This is a genomic window from Streptomyces sp. Da 82-17, assembly GCF_046098215.1.
Taxonomy (GTDB): Bacteria; Actinomycetota; Actinomycetes; order Streptomycetales; family Streptomycetaceae; genus Streptomyces.
Map to the genome: position 1 here is coordinate 82970 of NZ_JBJURH010000010.1, position 16061 is coordinate 99030.

Genomic DNA, 16061 nt, shown 5'->3' on the forward strand with positions numbered 1-16061 from the left:
CGCGAGTAAGAATGCGGGCGGGAGCGCGACTCGACCCCGCCCGCGGACCATCGACGAGGCCGGAGGCTTCCATGGCGGACAGCGTGAACCTGGACAACCTGGCGGAGCTCGACTTCGCGGGCGTATCGCCCGAGGAGTTCGCGAAGATCGTGAAGGGCCTTTCGAGCAAGGAGATCAACGAGATCGCGCGGGACGAGCCGCTGCGCGCCCGCGTGCTCGCCGAGGTCTTCGGCCGCATGGGACGGCAGTTCAAGCCGGAGACCGCGGGCGGCCTGGAGGCACTGATCCGCTGGAAGGTGACCGGCGCGAGCGACGCCGTCTACGAGACCCGGATCGCCAACGGCGTCTGCACGGTCAGCGAGGGCCGCTCCGACGCCGAGCCGCGCGTCACGCTCGTCCTGGGCGACGCCGAGTTCCTCAAGCTGGTCTCCGGGAACGCCAACCCGGTCACGATGTTCATGACCCGCAAGCTCAAGATCGCGGGCGATGTGGCGCTCGCCGCCGGGCTCACCCGCTACTTCGACATCCCGAAGGCGTGAGGCCCCCATGGCCGGCTTCTCCCTCGAACTGACCGAGGAACAGCAGGACTTGAAGGACTGGGTGCACGGCTTCGCCACCGAGGTCGTCCGCCCGGCCGCCGCCGAGTGGGACGAGCGCGAGGAGACGCCCTGGCCCGTCATCCAGGAGGCCGCCAAGATCGGGCTCTACGGGTTCGAGTCGCTGGCCGATCTCTTCGGCGACCCCACCGGCATCTCCCTCCAGATCGCCAACGAGGAGCTGTTCTGGGGCGACGCGGGCATCGGCATGGCCCTGTTCGGCACGTCGCTCGCGGTCGCCGGGATCTTCTCCGCCGGTACGCCGGACCAGCTCGCCGAGTGGGTGCCGCAGTGCTTCGGGGACGAGGACGACCCGAAGGTCGCCGCGTTCTGCGTGTCCGAGCCGCAGGCCGGGTCCGACGTGTCGGCGATGCGGACCCGGGCGCGGTACGACGAGGCCAGGGACGAGTGGGTGCTCTCCGGGCAGAAGGCCTGGATCACCAACGGCGGCATCGCGAACGTGCACGTCGTCGTCGCCTCGGTCGACCCGGAACTCGGCGCCCGTGGCCAGGCCGCGTTCATCGTGCCGCCCGGCACCGCGGGCCTCGAAGGCGCCCGGAAGATACGGAAGTTGGGGCTCCGCGCCTCCCACACGGCCGACGTGTTCCTCGACGACGTCCGCGTTCCCGGCCACTGCCTGCTCGGCGGCAAGGAACGGCTCGACGCCCGGCTCGCCCGCGTACGCGAAGGCTCCACCGGCGGCAAGGGGCAGGCCGCGATGGCCACGTTCGAGGTCAGCCGGCCCACGGTCGGCGCGCAGGCGCTCGGCATCGCGCGTGCCGCGTACGAGTACGCCCTCGACTACGCCGGGGACCGCGAGGCGTTCGGCCGGCCGATCGTGGAGAACCAGTCCATCGCCTTCGCCCTCGCCGACCTGCGCACCGAGATCGAGGCCGTACGCCTGCTGATCTGGCAGGCCGCGTGGATGGCCCGCAACGGCAAGGCCTTCGACGCGGGGCAGGGCTCGATGTCCAAGCTGCGCGCGGGCGAACTGGCCGTCGCCGCGAGCGAGAAGGCCGTGCAGGTGCTCGGCGGGGCCGGGTACAGCAGGGAGCACCCGGTGGAGCGGATGTACCGGGACGCGAAGATCTACACGATCTTCGAGGGCACCAGCGAGATCCAACGGCTCGTCATCGCCCGGGCCATCACGGGGCGGCAGATCCGCTGAGCCGTACTCGTACGGGACCGCCACGCGAGCGGTCCCGTACGGACAATCCGGAGACAGAACCGTGATCCTTCCGCAATCGCCCATGCCGGTCCGATCCGGCCCCTCCCCCGTCACAGTCACAAGCACACAAGACGTGAAGGGGGCGGCCGGACATGGGTCGTGGGGACGGTTGGGTACGCAAGGGGGTGTGGGGGCTCGCCCTGTCGGGGGTGCTCCTCACCGGGTGTTCCGGGGGCGGTACGACCGAAACGGCCGCCGACTCCTCCCGGGGAGCGCCGCCTCCGGGCGGGGGCGCGGCCGCACCGGCGCCCGAGCACGACAAGGAGCGGGGCGACGAGCGGGAGGCGGCACCCGACCTCCTCTCCACATTCGCCCTCGACGTCGACACCGCCTCGTACGGCTACGCCCGGCGCACCCTTGAGGAGGGGCGGATGCCGGACCCGTCGACGGTGCGGCCCGAGGAGTTCGTCAACAGCTTCCGGCAGGACTACCCCCAGCCGAAGGGCGACGGCATCTCCGTCGACGTCGACGGCTCGAAGGCGCCGGGGGCCGAGGGCGGGAGCGGGGACTGGTCGCTGCTGCGGGTCGGGCTCGCCACCAAGTCCGCCGACCCGAAGAAGCGGCCGCCCGCCGCGCTCACGTTCGTCGTCGACGTCTCCGGTTCCATGGCCGAGCCCGGGCGGCTCGACCTGGTCAAGGAGTCGCTCGGCGTGATGACGGACCAGCTGCGCCCCGACGACTCCGTGGCGATCGTGGCGTTCAGCGACGAGGCCGAGACCATGGTGCCGATGACCCGGCTCGCCGAGGACGCCGACCGCGAGGCCGTGCACGACGCGATCGACGAGCTGGAGCCCACCAACTCCACCAACCTGGAGGCGGGCATCACCACCGGGTACGAGAACGCCGTCGAGGGCCGGACGAAGGGCGCCACCAACCGGGTCGTGCTGCTCTCCGACGCCCTCGCCAACACCGGTGAGACCAGCGCCGACGCGATCCTGGAGCAGATCTCCGAGGCCCGCCGCGAGCACGGCATCACGCTCTTCGGCGTCGGCGTCGGCAGCGACTACGGCGACGCCCTGATGGAACAGCTCGCGGACAAGGGCGACGGCCACACCACGTACGTCTCCGACCCGGCCGAGGCGCGCAAGGTGTTCACCGAGGACCTGCCCGCGCACATCGAGCTGCGGGCGCGGGACGCGAAGGCGCAGGTGGCGTTCGACCCGAAGACGGTGGAGCGGTTCCGGCTCATCGGGTACGACAACCGGCGGGTCGCCGACGAGGACTTCCGCGACGACCGCGTCGACGGCGGGGAGGTCGGCCCCGGGCACTCGGTGACGGCGCTGTACGCGGTACGGCTGAAGGAGGGCGCCGGCGCGGGCGGGCACGTGGCGACCGCTCGGGTGCGGTGGCTCGACCCCGAGACCCGTGAGCCGCACGAGAGTTCGCGCCGGGTCACGGCCGGGCAGCTCGACGGGGAGCTGTGGGACGAGGCGGACCGCGGGTTCCAGGTCAGCGCGGTCGCGGCGTACTTCGCGGACGCGTTGCGCGCGGCGGGGCCGGCGCCCCGGCCTTCGCGGTGCCCGTACGACGACCCGACGGCGTCGTGCCCCGAGCGGGGGGCGGAGGAGCTGGCGGGCTCGGGGTCGGACTCGGACTCCGGTTCGGGCTCGGGCTCGGGCTCGGGTGAGGAGCGGTTCACGCCGCTGCCGGGGCGGATGACGCTGCGGGAACTCTCCGAGCAGGCGGACCGGTTGGCCGAGGGCGCGGACGCGGACACGCGCCGCCTGGCCACGGCGGTACGACAGGCGGCAGAGCTCCGGGCGGAGGGGGTGTAGGGGGGTTTCCCCCCGACAGGGGCGCGGGGAACTGCGCGACCAGCCACCGCGGCGGCGCAGACGAACGACGACCGGGGGTTCCGGGGCGCAGCCCCGGAGGGGTCAGGGCGCGCACAGCACCCGTTCTGCCTCCCTCGGGTCGTTCGGGAAGCGGAGCATCGTGCGGGCCCACGCTCCTCGTACGTTCGCGGCGAACCGCCCCGGGCTCAGCGGGTCCCGGGCAGCCGCCCGCAGGTCGGCCAGGGGCGGGCAGGCGAGGGCGCGGCGGGCGGCCGCCACCCCGGACGGGTCGACGCCGGGCGGGAGTCGAGTCGCGCCGCGGTCGGCGAGGATCCACTCCACCGGCAGCCGCTTGTCGTGCCCGACCCGCCCGCCCCGCTGCTGCTCCGAGTGCGCGGCCAGCGGGTACGCGAGCCCGATCGGGTCGAGCGCCGCCCCGGGCAGCGGCACCGAAGTCCCGTTCATGCCGAGCACGTTGTGCACTCCCGTGACCTGCCCCGAGCCCACGGCGACCGCCCCTCCCGCCCCGCCGACCGACGGCCCGTCGAGCAGCAGCAGCCGCGGCGGCACGGCCCTGCGCACCGCCGCCGCGTACGCCGCATGCCCGGGGGCGCCGGCGAAGGTGTGGCGTACGGGGTTCGGGTGGGCGTTCTGGTGGACGTACACCCCGCGCTCGTCGGCGATCCCGCCGGGCCCGACCCGCCCCTCGTACGGCACGCGCAGGAACGCGGCGCACACCAGCGCCCAGACCGCCGTGGCCGCGGCGGCGAGGGTCCAGGGGCGGGTGGCGGGGACCAGGAAGACCGGGAGCAGCAGCAGGAACAGGCCGGGCAGCAGCATCCGCCCGTGCATGAAGTCACCGCCGACCTTGATCACGTACAGCCAGCAGAGCAGGCCCGCGACGGGCGGCGCCAGGGTGGGGATCAGCGGTGTGCGCGGGCCCTGCGCGCGGGCGGGGAGCAGAGCCGCGGCGAGGAACAGGGCGGGCAGCCACAGGACGTACGGGTTCGCCAGGTCGGCGAGGTAGCCGAGGCCGCGGCCCCACAGGCTCTGCGAGGCCTCCTTGGTGACGCCGGGCAGCGGCACGAGGTGTCCGTAGTAGCCCGCGCGGAACACCTCGTACGCGAGCGGCGTGGCGAGCGCGGCGCCGAGGGCGGCGAGGGTGCGGCGCCGGCCCGGCCGGGCGGTGAGCCACTGGGCGGCGAGGAACACGGCGGAGACCAGGCCGAGTTCGGGGCGTACGAGCGGGCCGAGGCCCAGGACGGCGCTGGTCCAGAGCCTGCCGGGCGCCGTCGTCAGGAGCAGCCAGGACGCCGCGAGCCAGCACGTGGCGAGCCCGGTCTCCAGACCGGAGGTGGCGAAGTCCCAGACGGGCGGCAGGGCGAGCAGCACGAGCGCGCCGAGCGGCAGTGCCCGGGACGTGCCGTACAGGCGCAGGCAGCCGAGGCCCGCGAGGACGAACCCGGCGGCGGTGAGCAGCAGTCCGCCGTACACGGCCACGGTGGCGACGTCCCAGCCGGGCAGGCCCGCGGCGGCGAGCAGCCACTGCCAGAGCGTGCCCGTGGACGCCTCGGCCCGCTCGCCCGCGTTGAACACCGGCCCGTTGCCGGCGAGGATCTGCCGGACCGTACGGACGTAGATGTGGCCGTCGTCCGACATCCAGCGGCGCCGGTGCCCGACGGCGAGGACCGCGAGGCCGACGAGCACGGGCAACGCCCCGTACGCCCACGGGGGTTGGCGCCGCCGGGCGGGCGGCGTGGGCCTGCGGGTGTCCACGAGGGGTGACGTCGTAGCCATCCCAGCACCCTGAACCCCGGCCCTCCCGCCCGACCCCGGACCACACCGGCACATCGGCCGAACGAGTACGCGCGTCCCGCCGCCGCTAGGCGCAGGATCGGACGTCACGCCTCCGACCAACGCACCCACTCCGGCCGACTGGACCGACGGCCCATCCCCGGCCACACCGGGAGCCTGAACCACCCGGCCCCGGACCACACCGGCACATCAGCCGAACGAGTGCGGGCCCCGGACCCGGCAGTCAGCTCACGATGTCCTTGCGGGTGAATCCGCGGAACGCGAGGGCGATCAGGATCACCGCGTATGTCACCGACACCGCCGTGCCCTGGATCATGCCGCCCCATTCCGGGGTGGGCTGGAGGGCGTCGATCCAGGCGAACTGCCAGTGCGCGGGCAGGACGTCCCGCCAGTCGCCGAGGGCGGTGACCGCGTCCAGGACATTGCCGACGATGGTCAGGCCGACCGCGCCGCCGACCGCCCCGAGCGGCGCGTCCGTCTTCGTGGAGAGCCAGAACGCGAGCCCGGCGGTGACCAGTTGGGACGCGAAGATGTACGCCACGACCACCAGGAGCCGCAGCGCCGAGTCGGCCGGGGCGAGGCCGCCGCCGGTGGGGAGCTCCAGCGGCCCCCAGCCGTACGCGACCGTGCCGACCGCCAGGGCGATCAGCGGCATCAACAGCATCGCGGCGGCGCTCAGGCCGAGGGCGACCGCGAGCTTGGACCACAGCAGGCGGGCGCGGGGCACGGGCGCGGCGAGGAGATAGCGCAGCGAGGACCAGCTGGCCTCGGAGGCGACCGTGTCCCCGCAGAACAGGGCGACGGGCACCACGAGCAGGAACCCGGCCGACACGAACAGGCAGGTCGCGGCGAAGTTCGCGCCGGACTCGGTGGCGACCTGCATGAGCGTCGCCCCGCGCCGCGCGTTGGCCTCCGGGGTGCCGCCGATCGCGAACGCGGCGACCAGGATCAGCGGCAGCACCGCGAGGACCGCGCCCATCACCAGCGTGCGGCGGCGGCCGAGCTGGCGGCGCAGCTCGACCCGCAGGGGCAGGGTCCGCCCGGCGCGGTAGCCGGGCGCGGCGGCGCCGTCCGGGCGCACGGCGGCGTCCGTACGGTCGCCCGCGGCGGTCGTCGTACCGCTCGTGCCGGTCGTGCCGCTCATGCCGGTCCTCCGATCAGGGTCAGGAAGGCGTCCTCCAGCCTTCGGTGCGGGCCGACGCTCGTGACCGGGACGTCGAGCCGGACGAGTTCGGCGAGGAGCTCCGGGACGGTCGCGCCGTCGAGCCGGACCAGCACGCCGCCGTCCGCTGCGACCGCGGACTGCACGCCCTCCAGCGCGTCGATCTTCTCGACGAGCACCGGCTCCAACTCCCGTTCCGTGCCGACGAGCAGGGTCTGCCCGGAGCCGACGATCTCGGCGACGGGACCGGCCTGCACGAGCTTGCCGCGGTCCATGACGACGAGGTGCGTGCAGGTCTGCTCGACCTCGGCGAGGAGATGGCTGGACACGATGACGGTGCGGCCCTGCTCCGCGTACCGGATCATGACCTCGCGCATCTCGCGGATCTGCGGCGGGTCGAGGCCGTTCGTCGGCTCGTCGAGGATCAGCAGGTCCGGCAGGCCGAGCATGGCCTGGGCGATGGCGAGGCGCTGCCGCATGCCCTGCGAGTACGTGCGCACCGCGCGAGCCAGGGCGTCGCCGAGCCCGGCGATCTCCAGGGCCTCGTCGATGTGCGCGTCCTCCTCGGGGCGTCCCGTCGCCGCCCAGTACAGGCGCAGGTTCTCGCGGCCGGAGAGGTGCGGCAGGAAGCCCGCGCCCTCGACGAACGCCCCGACGCGGGACAGCACGGGCGCGCCGGGCCGCACGGCGTGCCCGAAGAGCCGGATCTCGCCGTCGTCGGGGGCGATCAGGCCCATCAGCATCCGCAGGGTCGTGGTCTTGCCGGCGCCGTTGGGCCCGAGCAGCCCGAGGACCTGGCCCTTCTCGACGCGGAAGGACAGGTCACGTACGGAATAGCGGTCCGACTTGCCGTACTTCTTGCTCAAGTCCGTGATCTGCAGCGGCACTTCGGCGAGGGCCGGGTCCGGGGCCGGGGGTGTGGTGCGGCGCCGGGCGGTCAGGAGGAGTCCGGCGGCGAGGGCGGTCGCGCCGAGCGGCAGCCACCACACCCAGGCGGGCAGCGGCGTCGCGGCGGTGGTCAGCTCGGGCACCTCGGGCACGTGCAGGGCGGACTTCGGCGTCACCGTGTACGTCGCCGGGGCGGCCGGGGAGGCGTATCCGAGGTCGGTGGACGAGAGGACGAGGCGCAGGCGGTGCCCGGCGCGGACCTCGTGGTCGATGGCGGGCAACGTGACCTCGACGTCCTTGCCGCGCCCGGCGTCCTCGACCCGGATCGGGGCGACGAGCTGGGAGGGCAGCACCTTCTGGCGGCCGTCCGGGCCGACGTCGTAGACCTTGCCGAAGAGGACCGCGTCGCCCCGGTCGGAGGTGACGCGCAGGTCGATCGTGGGCGAGCCGGTGATGGTCAGGTCCCGCTCCAGCGGGGCCGAGTCGAAGGCGGCGAACTGGCCGGGGAAGTCGGTGGACAGGCCGCCGAGGCCGAGGGACGACAGCTGGGTGAAGTTGCCGGTCAGGCCGGGGACGTTGGAGATGGCGGGCGGGCTCGCGCCGGCCGGGTTCTCGAACGTGCGGGTGCCGCCGCGCAGCGCGATGGCGCGCCGGCCGCTGTCCAGGCCCGGGTACTCGCCGTCGGTGGCGCCGCGGAGCTGGGTGCGGCCGTCGGTGGAGTCGACGCCTCCGGAGCGGGTGACGCGGAACGGGCTGCCGGTGTCGGCGGACTTCTCGTCCTTCAGGTACCGGTCGAACCAGGCGGTCACGCGGGACTCGATCCGGCCGAGCTCCATGTCCCCGCCGTCGTGGCCGCCGGCGATCCAGTCGACGGCGACGGGCGCGCCGTTGTCCCCGATGGTGCGGGCCATGGCGTCGGCGTGGGCGAGCGGGAAGAGGGAGTCGGTCTGGCCCTGCATGATCAGGGCGGGCACGTCGATCTTGTCGCCGACGGCGGAGGGGCTGCGCTCCTCCAGGAGTGCGCGGGCCTTCGCGTCGGGCTCGCCGCTCTCGGCGACGCGGTTGTACATCGCGCACAGCTGCGGTTCGAAGCGGGCGCAGCCGCCGCCGGTGGACAGGAACATGCCGGCCCACAGCTTCTTGAAGACGCCGTTCGGGAACAGGGCGTCGGCCAGGTTCCAGTACGTGATCGCGGGGGCGATGGCGTCCACGCGGTCGTCGTGCCCGGCCGTGAGGAGGGAGACCGCGCCGCCGTAGGAGGCTCCGGTCATGCCGACCAGCGGGTCGCCGTCGGCCTGGAGCTGGACCTCGGGGCGCTTCGCCAGCCAGTCGATCAGCCGGGACGCGTCGGCGACCTCGGCCTTCGGGTCGTTGAGGCCGATCTTCCCGCCGGAGCCGCCGAAGCCGCGCGCGGACCAGGTCAGCACCGCGTATCCGTCGGCGGCGAGTTTCTCGGCCTGGGCTCGGACGTCGTTCTTGCTGCCGCCGAAGCCGTGCCCGATGAGCACGGCGGGCCGTTTCGTGTCCGGGTCGCCCGCTGTGAAGTACGAGGTGTCGACGCGCACTCCGCCGCCCATGGGCAGCGCCCGGTCCTCGCGGTGCACGGCCGGTGCGTCGTCCGCCGCGACGGCGGCCGCGGCGCCGCCCCCGGCGAGCACGGCGACGGCGGCCACCACGGAGACGAGTCCTCGCAGCCGCCGTCCGCGCAGCCGGGCGCGGAGCCGCCCGGGCCCTGACGTGTCTCGTTGCATGCGTTCCACCGTACGGCCGACCACCGACAGCCGAAGCAACCGGCAGGGGGAACCTCGCGACCTCCCCCGGTCGTAGACCGCGCATGCCGCGTACCGCAGTCGTGGTACGTATCACGGCATGCCGAAGACGACGCAGCACGACATCCGCCGGGCCACGACCGTCGACCAACTCCTCGCCGCCGGGCCGCTGTTCGACTCCCCCGCGCGGGCCGAGTGGGCGGAGCGGTTCCTGAAGGCGGCGGGACACCACCTGTTCCTCGCGTACGCGGACGGGCGGCCGGTGGGATTCGTCACGGGCATCGAGATGCTGCACCCGGACAAGGGCGTCGAGATGTGCCTGTACGAGCTGGCGGTGGACGAGGCGTACCGGCGGCGTGGCATCGCGAGCGCTCTGATCGCCGAGCTGACCGGCCTGTGCGAGGAGCTCGGCTGCTACGACATGTGGGTCGGCGTGGACCTGGACAACACCGGGGCGCTCGCCACGTACCGGTCGACGGGCGCGGTGGGCGCGGGCGGGTGCGCGGTCCTCACGTGGGAGTTCCGCGCACCCTGAACCCGTCTCAGTGGTTGCGGGGGAAGCCCAGGTCGACGCCGGCGGGGGCGTCGGCCGGGTCGGGCCAGCGGGTGGTGACGACCTTGCCGCGGGTGTAGAAGTGCGTGCCGTCGTTGCCGTAGATGTGGTGGTCGCCGAAGAGCGAGTCCTTCCAGCCGCCGAAGGAGTGGTAGCCGACGGGCACCGGGATCGGCACGTTCACGCCGACCATGCCGGCCTCGACCTCCAGCTGGAAGCGGCGGGCGGCGCCGCCGTCGCGGGTGAAGATCGCGGTGCCGTTGCCGAACGGCGAGTTGTTGATGAGGGCGAGGCCCTCCTCGTAGGTCTCGGCGCGCAGCACGCACAGGACGGGGCCGAAGATCTCGTCCTTGTACGCGTCGGCGGTGACGGGGACGCGGTCGAGCAGGGACAGGCCGATCCAGTGGCCGTTCTCGAAGCCCTCGACGGTGTAGCCGGTGCCGTCGAGGACGACCTCGCAGCCCTGCTCCTTCGCGCCGTGCACGTACGAGGCGACCTTGTCGCGGTGGGCGGCGGTGATCAGCGGGCCCATCTCGGACGTCGGGTCGTTGCCGGGGCCGATCTTGATCTTCTCGGCGCGCTCGCGGATCTTGGCGACCAGCTCGTCGGCGACGTCGCCGACCGCGACGACCGCGGAGATCGCCATGCAGCGCTCACCGGCCGAGCCGTACGCGGCGGAGACGGCGGCGTCGGCGGCCGCGTCCAGGTCGGCGTCGGGCAGCACCAGCATGTGGTTCTTGGCGCCGCCGAGGGCCTGCACGCGCTTGCCGTTGGCGGAGGCGGTGGTGTGGATGTAGCGGGCGATGGGGGTGGAGCCGACGAAGGAGACGGCGGCGACGTCCGGGTGCTCCAGGAGGCGGTCGACGGCGACCTTGTCGCCCTGCACGACGTTGAAGACGCCCTCCGGAAGGCCGGCCTCCGCGAGCAGTTCGGCGATCTTCAGGGACGGCGACGGGTCCTTCTCCGAGGGCTTCAGGACGAAGGTGTTGCCGCAGGCGATGGCGAGCGGGAACATCCACATCGGCACCATCGCCGGGAAGTTGAACGGCGTGATGCCCGCGACCACGCCAAGCGGCTGCCGGATCGAGGCGACGTCGACGCGGCTGGACACCGACGTGGACAGCTCGCCCTTGAGCTGCACGGTGATGCCGCAGGCCAGGTCGACGATCTCCAGGCCGCGCGCGACCTCGCCGAGCGCGTCCGAGTGCACCTTGCCGTGCTCGGCGGTGATCAGCTCGGCGATCGCGTCCCGGTTGGCGTCGAGCAGCGCGCGGAACTTGAACAGGACGGCGGTGCGCTGCGCGAGCGAGGACTGGCCCCAGTCCGCGTAGGCGGCCTTGGCGGCGGCGACCGCGGCGTCCACCTCGGCGACCGAGGCGAAGTCGACGCGGGTGGTCACCTCACCGGTCGCCGGATCGGTGACCGGGCCGGAGTGGCCCGACGTCCCCTCCACGGTCTTGCCGCCGATCCAGTGGTGAACGGTCTTCGTCATGGCGTACAGCTCCCTTGCGGTTCCTCACGGGTGGCGGCGGCGCGGGGCGCGCGCCTACAGGTGGCGGCGGCGTGACCGTGCCCGCTGCTCGTACTCCTCGCGGGCCCGGGCCGCCGCCGGGCGGCCCGCGGTCTCGGCCACGGGAACATCCCACCACGCCTGCGCGGGCGGCACGCCCGACACAGTGTCGGCCGTTTCCGTCTCTGTGTAGACACATGTGGGTACGTCGGAGTCCCTCGCGTCGGCGAGTGCTTCGCGCAGGTCACGCACGGTCTTGGCGCGCAGCACCCGCATCCCGAGCGAGGCCGCGTTCGCCGCGAGGTCCACCGGCAGCGGCTCCCCGGTGTACGTGCCGTCGGGCGCCCGGAACCGGTAGTCGGTGCCGAAGCGCTCGGCGCCGACGGACTCGGAGAGCCCGCCGATGGACGCGTACCCGTGGTTCTGCAGGATCACCACCTTGATGGGCAGATGTTCCTGGACGGCGGTGACGATCTCGGTCGGCATCATCAGGTACGTGCCGTCGCCGACGAGGGCCCACACGCGCAGGTCGGGGCCGGCGAGCTGCACGCCGAGGGAGGCGGGGATCTCGTAGCCCATGCAGGAGTAGCCGTACTCGACGTGGTACTGCTGCGCGGAGCGGGGCCGCCAGAGTTTGTGCAGGTCACCGGGGAGGGAGCCGGCGGCGTTGATCAGGACGTCGTCGCCGTCCACGAACGCGTCGAGGGCGCCGAGGACTTGGGCCTGGGTGGGGCGGGCGGCGGGGTCGGGGGCGGCGTAGGCGGCACAGACGCGGTCCTCCCAGGCGGCCTTGGCACGGTGGTACTCCGCCTCGTACGCGGGGTCGACGCGATGGCCCGCGAGGCCTTCCGTGAGGGCTTCGAGGCCGGTGCGGGCGTCGGCGATCAGGGTCCGGCCGGACATCTTGTGCCCGTCGAACGGCGCGACGTTGAGGTTCAGGAACCGCACGCCGGGCGCCTCGAAGAGGGTGTGCGATGCGGTGGTGAAGTCCGACCAGCGGGTGCCGACGCCGAGCACCAGGTCGGCGGTGCGGGCCAGCGCGTCGGCGGTGGCGGTGCCGGTGTGGCCGATGCCGCCGACGTCTGCGGGGTGATCGAAGCGGAGCGAGCCCTTCCCGGCCTGGGTGACGGCGACCGGGATGCCGGTGGCCTCGGCGAGGGCCCGCAGCGCGTCCTCGGCCCCGCTGTGCCGCACCCCGCCCCCGGCGACGATCAGCGGTCGGCGCGCGGCCCGCACCTCCCGTACGGCGGCGTCGAGTTCGCGCGGGTCGGGGGCCGGGCGGCGGACGGTCCAGGTCCGCTCGGCGAAGAACTCCTCGGGCCAGTCGTACGCCTCGGCCTGCACGTCCTGCGGCAGGGCGAGGGTGACGGCGCCGGTGTCGGCCGGGTCGGCGAGGACGCGCATCGCCTGCAGGGCGGCCGGGATCAGGGCCTCGGGGCGGGTGATCCGGTCGAACAAGCGGGAGACCGGGCGCAGGCAGTCGTTCACGGACACGTCGCCCGCGTACGGCACTTCGAGCTGCTGGAGGACCGGGTCGGCGGGCCGGGTCGCGAAGGTGTCGCCGGGCAGCAGCAGCACGGGGAGCCGGTTGATCGTGGCGAGCGCGGCCCCCGTGACGAGGTTGGTGGCGCCGGGCCCGATGGACGTGGTGACGGCGTGCGCGGAGAGGCGGCGCGACTGCCGCGCGTACCCGACGGCGGCGTGCACCATCGCCTGCTCGTTGCGGCCCTGGTGGTACGGCATGAGCGCGGCGTGCTCGACGAGGGCCTGGCCGATCCCGGCGACGTTGCCGTGCCCGAAGATGCCCCAGGTGGCGCCGATGAGCCGCTGCCGTACGCCGTCGCGTTCGGTGTGCTGGGCGGCGAGGAAGCGGACGAGGGCCTGGGCGACGGTGAGGCGAAGGGTGCCCGTCCGGTTCGGGGTGCTCATCGGTAGCCCTCCTGGTGGTCCGGGTGGAAGCAGATGTTCCACTCCCGTTCGGGGCCGGGGCCCGCCATCACGTTCAGGTAGTACATGGTGTGCCCCGGCTGGGCGATCGACGGGCCGTGCCAGCCGTCCGGCACCAACACCGCGTCCCCGCCCCGTACTTCGGCGAGCAGATCGGTGCCGCCCGGCCGGGACGGGGAGACCCGCTGGTAGCCGAGGCCGTGCTCGCCGTCGATCTCGAAGTAGTAGATCTCCTCCAGCTCGGACTCGACGCCGGGCCGGTGCTCGTCGTGCTTGTGCGGCGGGTACGAGGACCAGTTGCCGCCGGGCGTGAGCACCTCCACGGCGATCAGCCGGTCGCACTCGACCACCCCTGCCGCGGCGAAGTTCCGCACCCGGCGGGCGCAGCGGCCGCTGCCGCGCTCCTCGACGGGGACCTCCGGCGCGCGGCCGTGGCGGGCGGGGAGTCGACGCTCGCACTTCGCTCCTGCCAGGGCGAAGCGGCCTCCCGCGCCGGAGGCGATCTGGGCGTGGGCGTCGCGCGGCAGGTACCCGAAGTCGCTCGGACCGCCGAACACGCTTTCCCTGCCGGTGAGTTGGAACTCCTCACCGTCCGTCTGCACCGTACAGCCGCCGGTCAGCGGAAGCACCACCCACTCGCTGTCCCCGGTGCGGAAGGAGTGCGAGCCGCCGGGCCCGAGCTCCAGGATCCGCAGGGACACGTACGTCCATCCGGCCCGCTTCGGATCGATGTCCAGGGCGTACGGGCCGTTCGCCGTGCTGCCCGCCGGCAGGTGCATCGGTTCTCTCCCTCTCGGTCTGCGGTCCGGGTTTCCAGGGCTCCGGGTGTCCGGGTGTCCGGGTGTCCGGGTTTCACCGAAGCAGTGCGGCCGCGGTGTCGACGGCTGCCGCCACGTCGTCGTCCGCCGGGTAGAGCAACGACCGTCCCACGACGAGCCCCTGCACGGTGGGAAGTTCGAGCGCCTTGCGCCAGCGTTCGTACGTCTCCTCGGGCCGCTGCCCGTGCACGTCGCCGCCGAGCAGCACGGCGGGCAGCGTGGACGCCTCCAGGGCGCGGGCGGTGCCGTCCGGCTCGTCGGTGACGGGGACCTTCAGCCAGGTGTACGCGGAGCTGCCGGCGAGGCCCGAGGCGACGGCGACGGCGGTGGTGACGGCCTCGGTGGAGAGGTCGTTGCGCAGCCGCCCGTCGACCCGGCGGGACAGGAACGGCTCGACGAACACCGGGAGTTGCCGCTCGGCCATCGCGGCGACGGCGCGGGCGGCGGCGTCGAGGGTGGTGAGCGAGGCGGGGTCGTCGCGGTCGATACGGAGCAGCAGCTTGCCCGCGTCGAAGCGGCGGCGGCGCAGGTCGTCGGGGGTGTACCCGGTGAAACGGTCGTCCAGCTCGAACGCCGAACCGGCGAGTCCGCCGCGGTTCATGGAGCCCATGACGACCTTGCCGTCGAGGGCGCCGAGCAGCAGCAGGTCGTCGAGGACGTCGGCGCTGGCGAGCACGCCGTCGACGCCGGGGCGGGACAGCGCGAGGCAGAGCCGCATCAGGAGGTCGTGCCGGTTGGCCATGGCGAGCGGCCGCTCCCCCACGGCGAGCGCGCCGCGCGCGGGATGGTCGGCGGCGACGACGAGCAGCCGCCCGCGCTCGCCGAGCAGCGGCCCGCGCACCCGGCGCGCGGCGGCCTCGGCGACGGCCTCGGGGCGCCGGGCGCGGATCCGGGCGAGCTCGGCGGGGTCGACGGCGGGGCTGTGGGCCGCGGCTCTCATGGCGCACCGCCTTCCGGGACGGTCCCGTCGAGGACGGCCTCGACCTCGTGCGCGTACGGCATCGCGGGCGAGCAGGCGAGGCGGCCCGCGACGATGGCGCCCGCGGCGTTGGCGTACCGCAGCGTGCGCTCGGGCGGCCAGCCGGCCAGCAGGCCGTGGCAGAGCGCGCCGCCGAACGCGTCGCCCGCGCCGAGCCCGTTGACGACCTCGACGGGCACGGGCGGCACCTCGACGCGTGTGCCGGCGGCGTCCAGGGCGAGCACGCCCTTCGGGCCCTGCTTGACGACGGCCAGTTCGACCCCGGCGGCGAGCAGCGCGCGGGCGGCGGCCTCGGGGTCGCGTACGCCGGTGGCGACCTCGCACTCGTCGAGGTTGCCGACGGCGACGGTGGCGTGGGCGAGCGCCTGCGCGTAGTGCGGGCGGGCGGCTTCGGGGCCGTCGGCCCAGAACATGGGGCGCCAGTCGAGGTCGAGGACGGTGGCGGTGGTGGCTGTGCGTCCGGCCGCTGGGCGGTGGGCGAGGGCGGTGAGGGTCGCGGTGCGGCTCGGCTCCTCGCACAGGCCGGTCCCGGTCGCCCAGAAGATCCGGGCCCGGCCGATCGCGTCGAGCTCCAACTCGTCGGCGGCCAGGGCGAGATCGGGGGCCTTGGGCTGCCGGTAGAAGTAGAGCGGGAAGTCGTCGGGCGGGAAGATCTCGCAGAACGTGACGGGCGTCGGCAGCCCGTCGACGGGTGTGGCCCAGCGGTCGTCGACGCCGAACTCCCGCAGTTCGCGGCGCAGATACGTGCCGAACGGATCCCGCCCGGTGCGGGTCACGACGGCGGTGCGCCGGCCGAGCCGGGCCGCGGCGACGGCGACGTTGGCGGGCGAGCCGCCGAGGAACTTCCCGAACGACTCGACGTCGGCGAGCGGCACTCCGGTCTGCAGCGGATACAGATCGACGCCGATCCGCCCCATGGTGATCACGTCGTACGGCTCGTGCGGGTCGTACGGATCGGGCTGGCGCGCTTCGCTCGGACCGGTCACCCTCGATGCCCCTTCCGTCGATGTCCCAGGTCTAG

The 16061-nt window shown here is 73.8% G+C and carries 12 protein-coding genes; 4 read left to right on the forward strand and 8 right to left on the reverse strand.

Annotated features, from left to right (window positions below):
- Positions 1-71: 71 nt before the first annotated feature.
- From ACIDOF_RS19135 to ACIDOF_RS19145, 3 genes are all read left to right on the forward strand, one after another.
- On the forward strand, positions 72-539 hold the full coding sequence (locus ACIDOF_RS19135; RefSeq protein WP_409007141.1) for an SCP2 sterol-binding domain-containing protein: 468 nt from the start codon (positions 72-74) through the stop codon (positions 537-539).
- 7 nt (positions 540-546) lie between these two features.
- Positions 547-1764: an acyl-CoA dehydrogenase family protein gene (locus ACIDOF_RS19140; protein ID WP_409007142.1), complete on the forward strand. Its 1218-nt coding sequence runs from the start codon at positions 547-549 to the stop codon at positions 1762-1764.
- Between the two features lie 152 nt (positions 1765-1916).
- Entirely contained in the window at positions 1917-3599 is a 1683-nt protein-coding gene (locus ACIDOF_RS19145; RefSeq protein ID WP_409007143.1) for a von Willebrand factor type A domain-containing protein, read from the forward strand.
- 102 nt (positions 3600-3701) lie between these two features.
- Here the strand turns inward: ACIDOF_RS19145 and ACIDOF_RS19150 are convergent, their stop codons facing one another.
- The 3 genes from ACIDOF_RS19150 to ACIDOF_RS19160 all read right to left on the reverse strand — a co-directional run bounded on the left by ACIDOF_RS19150 (position 3702) and on the right by ACIDOF_RS19160 (position 9215).
- Entirely contained in the window at positions 3702-5396 is a 1695-nt protein-coding gene (locus tag ACIDOF_RS19150) for a hypothetical protein (RefSeq protein ID WP_409007144.1), read from the reverse strand.
- A gap of 241 nt (positions 5397-5637) precedes the next feature.
- Positions 5638-6558 (reverse strand): ABC transporter permease, encoded by a 921-nt coding sequence (locus tag ACIDOF_RS19155; protein WP_409007145.1) that lies wholly within the window; start codon positions 6556-6558, stop codon positions 5638-5640.
- Complete coding sequence (locus tag ACIDOF_RS19160) at positions 6555-9215, reverse strand: alpha/beta fold hydrolase (protein WP_409007146.1); 2661 nt, start codon at positions 9213-9215, stop codon at positions 6555-6557. Before ACIDOF_RS19160 ends, ACIDOF_RS19155 begins: the two co-directional genes overlap by 4 nt.
- A gap of 118 nt (positions 9216-9333) precedes the next feature.
- On the opposite strand from ACIDOF_RS19160, the gene ACIDOF_RS19165 reads away from it, so the two are divergent.
- Positions 9334-9768 carry a GNAT family N-acetyltransferase gene (locus tag ACIDOF_RS19165; protein ID WP_409007147.1) on the forward strand — a complete coding sequence of 145 codons (435 nt, stop codon included), beginning with the start codon at positions 9334-9336 and terminating at the stop codon, positions 9766-9768.
- Between the two features lie 7 nt (positions 9769-9775).
- Here the strand turns inward: ACIDOF_RS19165 and mmsA are convergent, their stop codons facing one another.
- The 5 genes from mmsA to iolC form a co-directional block, all read right to left on the reverse strand.
- A complete protein-coding gene (mmsA, locus tag ACIDOF_RS19170; RefSeq protein ID WP_409007148.1) occupies positions 9776-11278 on the reverse strand; it encodes a CoA-acylating methylmalonate-semialdehyde dehydrogenase in 1503 nt (500 codons plus the stop codon).
- A gap of 54 nt (positions 11279-11332) precedes the next feature.
- Positions 11333-13225 (reverse strand): 3D-(3,5/4)-trihydroxycyclohexane-1,2-dione acylhydrolase (decyclizing), encoded by a 1893-nt coding sequence (gene iolD, locus ACIDOF_RS19175; protein WP_409007149.1) that lies wholly within the window; start codon positions 13223-13225, stop codon positions 11333-11335.
- A complete protein-coding gene (gene iolB / locus ACIDOF_RS19180; RefSeq protein WP_409007150.1) occupies positions 13222-14022 on the reverse strand; it encodes a 5-deoxy-glucuronate isomerase in 801 nt (266 codons plus the stop codon). Before iolB ends, iolD begins: the two co-directional genes overlap by 4 nt.
- A 73-nt stretch (positions 14023-14095) precedes the next feature.
- Positions 14096-15001, reverse strand: a complete 906-nt coding sequence (locus ACIDOF_RS19185) for a deoxyribose-phosphate aldolase (RefSeq protein ID WP_409007151.1) — start codon at positions 14999-15001, stop codon at positions 14096-14098.
- On the reverse strand, positions 14998-16026 hold the full coding sequence (gene iolC, locus ACIDOF_RS19190; protein ID WP_409007152.1) for a 5-dehydro-2-deoxygluconokinase: 1029 nt from the start codon (positions 16024-16026) through the stop codon (positions 14998-15000). Before iolC ends, ACIDOF_RS19185 begins: the two co-directional genes overlap by 4 nt.
- Positions 16027-16061: the final 35 nt, after the last annotated feature.

Excerpts from the sequence above, each read along its gene's own strand:
- mmsA (WP_409007148.1), bottom strand. The coding sequence starts at position 11,278 with ATGACGAAGACCGTTCACCACTGGATCGGCGGCAAGACCGTGGAGGGG.
- ACIDOF_RS19160 (WP_409007146.1), bottom strand. The coding sequence starts at position 9,215 with ATGCAACGAGACACGTCAGGGCCCGGGCGGCTCCGCGCCCGGCTGCGC.
- ACIDOF_RS19155 (WP_409007145.1), bottom strand. The coding sequence starts at position 6,558 with ATGAGCGGCACGACCGGCACGAGCGGTACGACGACCGCCGCGGGCGAC.
- ACIDOF_RS19150 (WP_409007144.1), bottom strand. The coding sequence starts at position 5,396 with ATGGCTACGACGTCACCCCTCGTGGACACCCGCAGGCCCACGCCGCCC.
- iolB (WP_409007150.1), bottom strand. The coding sequence starts at position 14,022 with ATGCACCTGCCGGCGGGCAGCACGGCGAACGGCCCGTACGCCCTGGAC.
- ACIDOF_RS19185 (WP_409007151.1), bottom strand. The coding sequence starts at position 15,001 with ATGAGAGCCGCGGCCCACAGCCCCGCCGTCGACCCCGCCGAGCTCGCC.
- ACIDOF_RS19140 (WP_409007142.1), top strand. The coding sequence starts at position 547 with ATGGCCGGCTTCTCCCTCGAACTGACCGAGGAACAGCAGGACTTGAAG.
- iolD (WP_409007149.1), bottom strand. The coding sequence starts at position 13,225 with ATGAGCACCCCGAACCGGACGGGCACCCTTCGCCTCACCGTCGCCCAG.
- ACIDOF_RS19135 (WP_409007141.1), top strand. The coding sequence starts at position 72 with ATGGCGGACAGCGTGAACCTGGACAACCTGGCGGAGCTCGACTTCGCG.
- ACIDOF_RS19165 (WP_409007147.1), top strand. The coding sequence starts at position 9,334 with ATGCCGAAGACGACGCAGCACGACATCCGCCGGGCCACGACCGTCGAC.
- ACIDOF_RS19145 (WP_409007143.1), top strand. The coding sequence starts at position 1,917 with ATGGGTCGTGGGGACGGTTGGGTACGCAAGGGGGTGTGGGGGCTCGCC.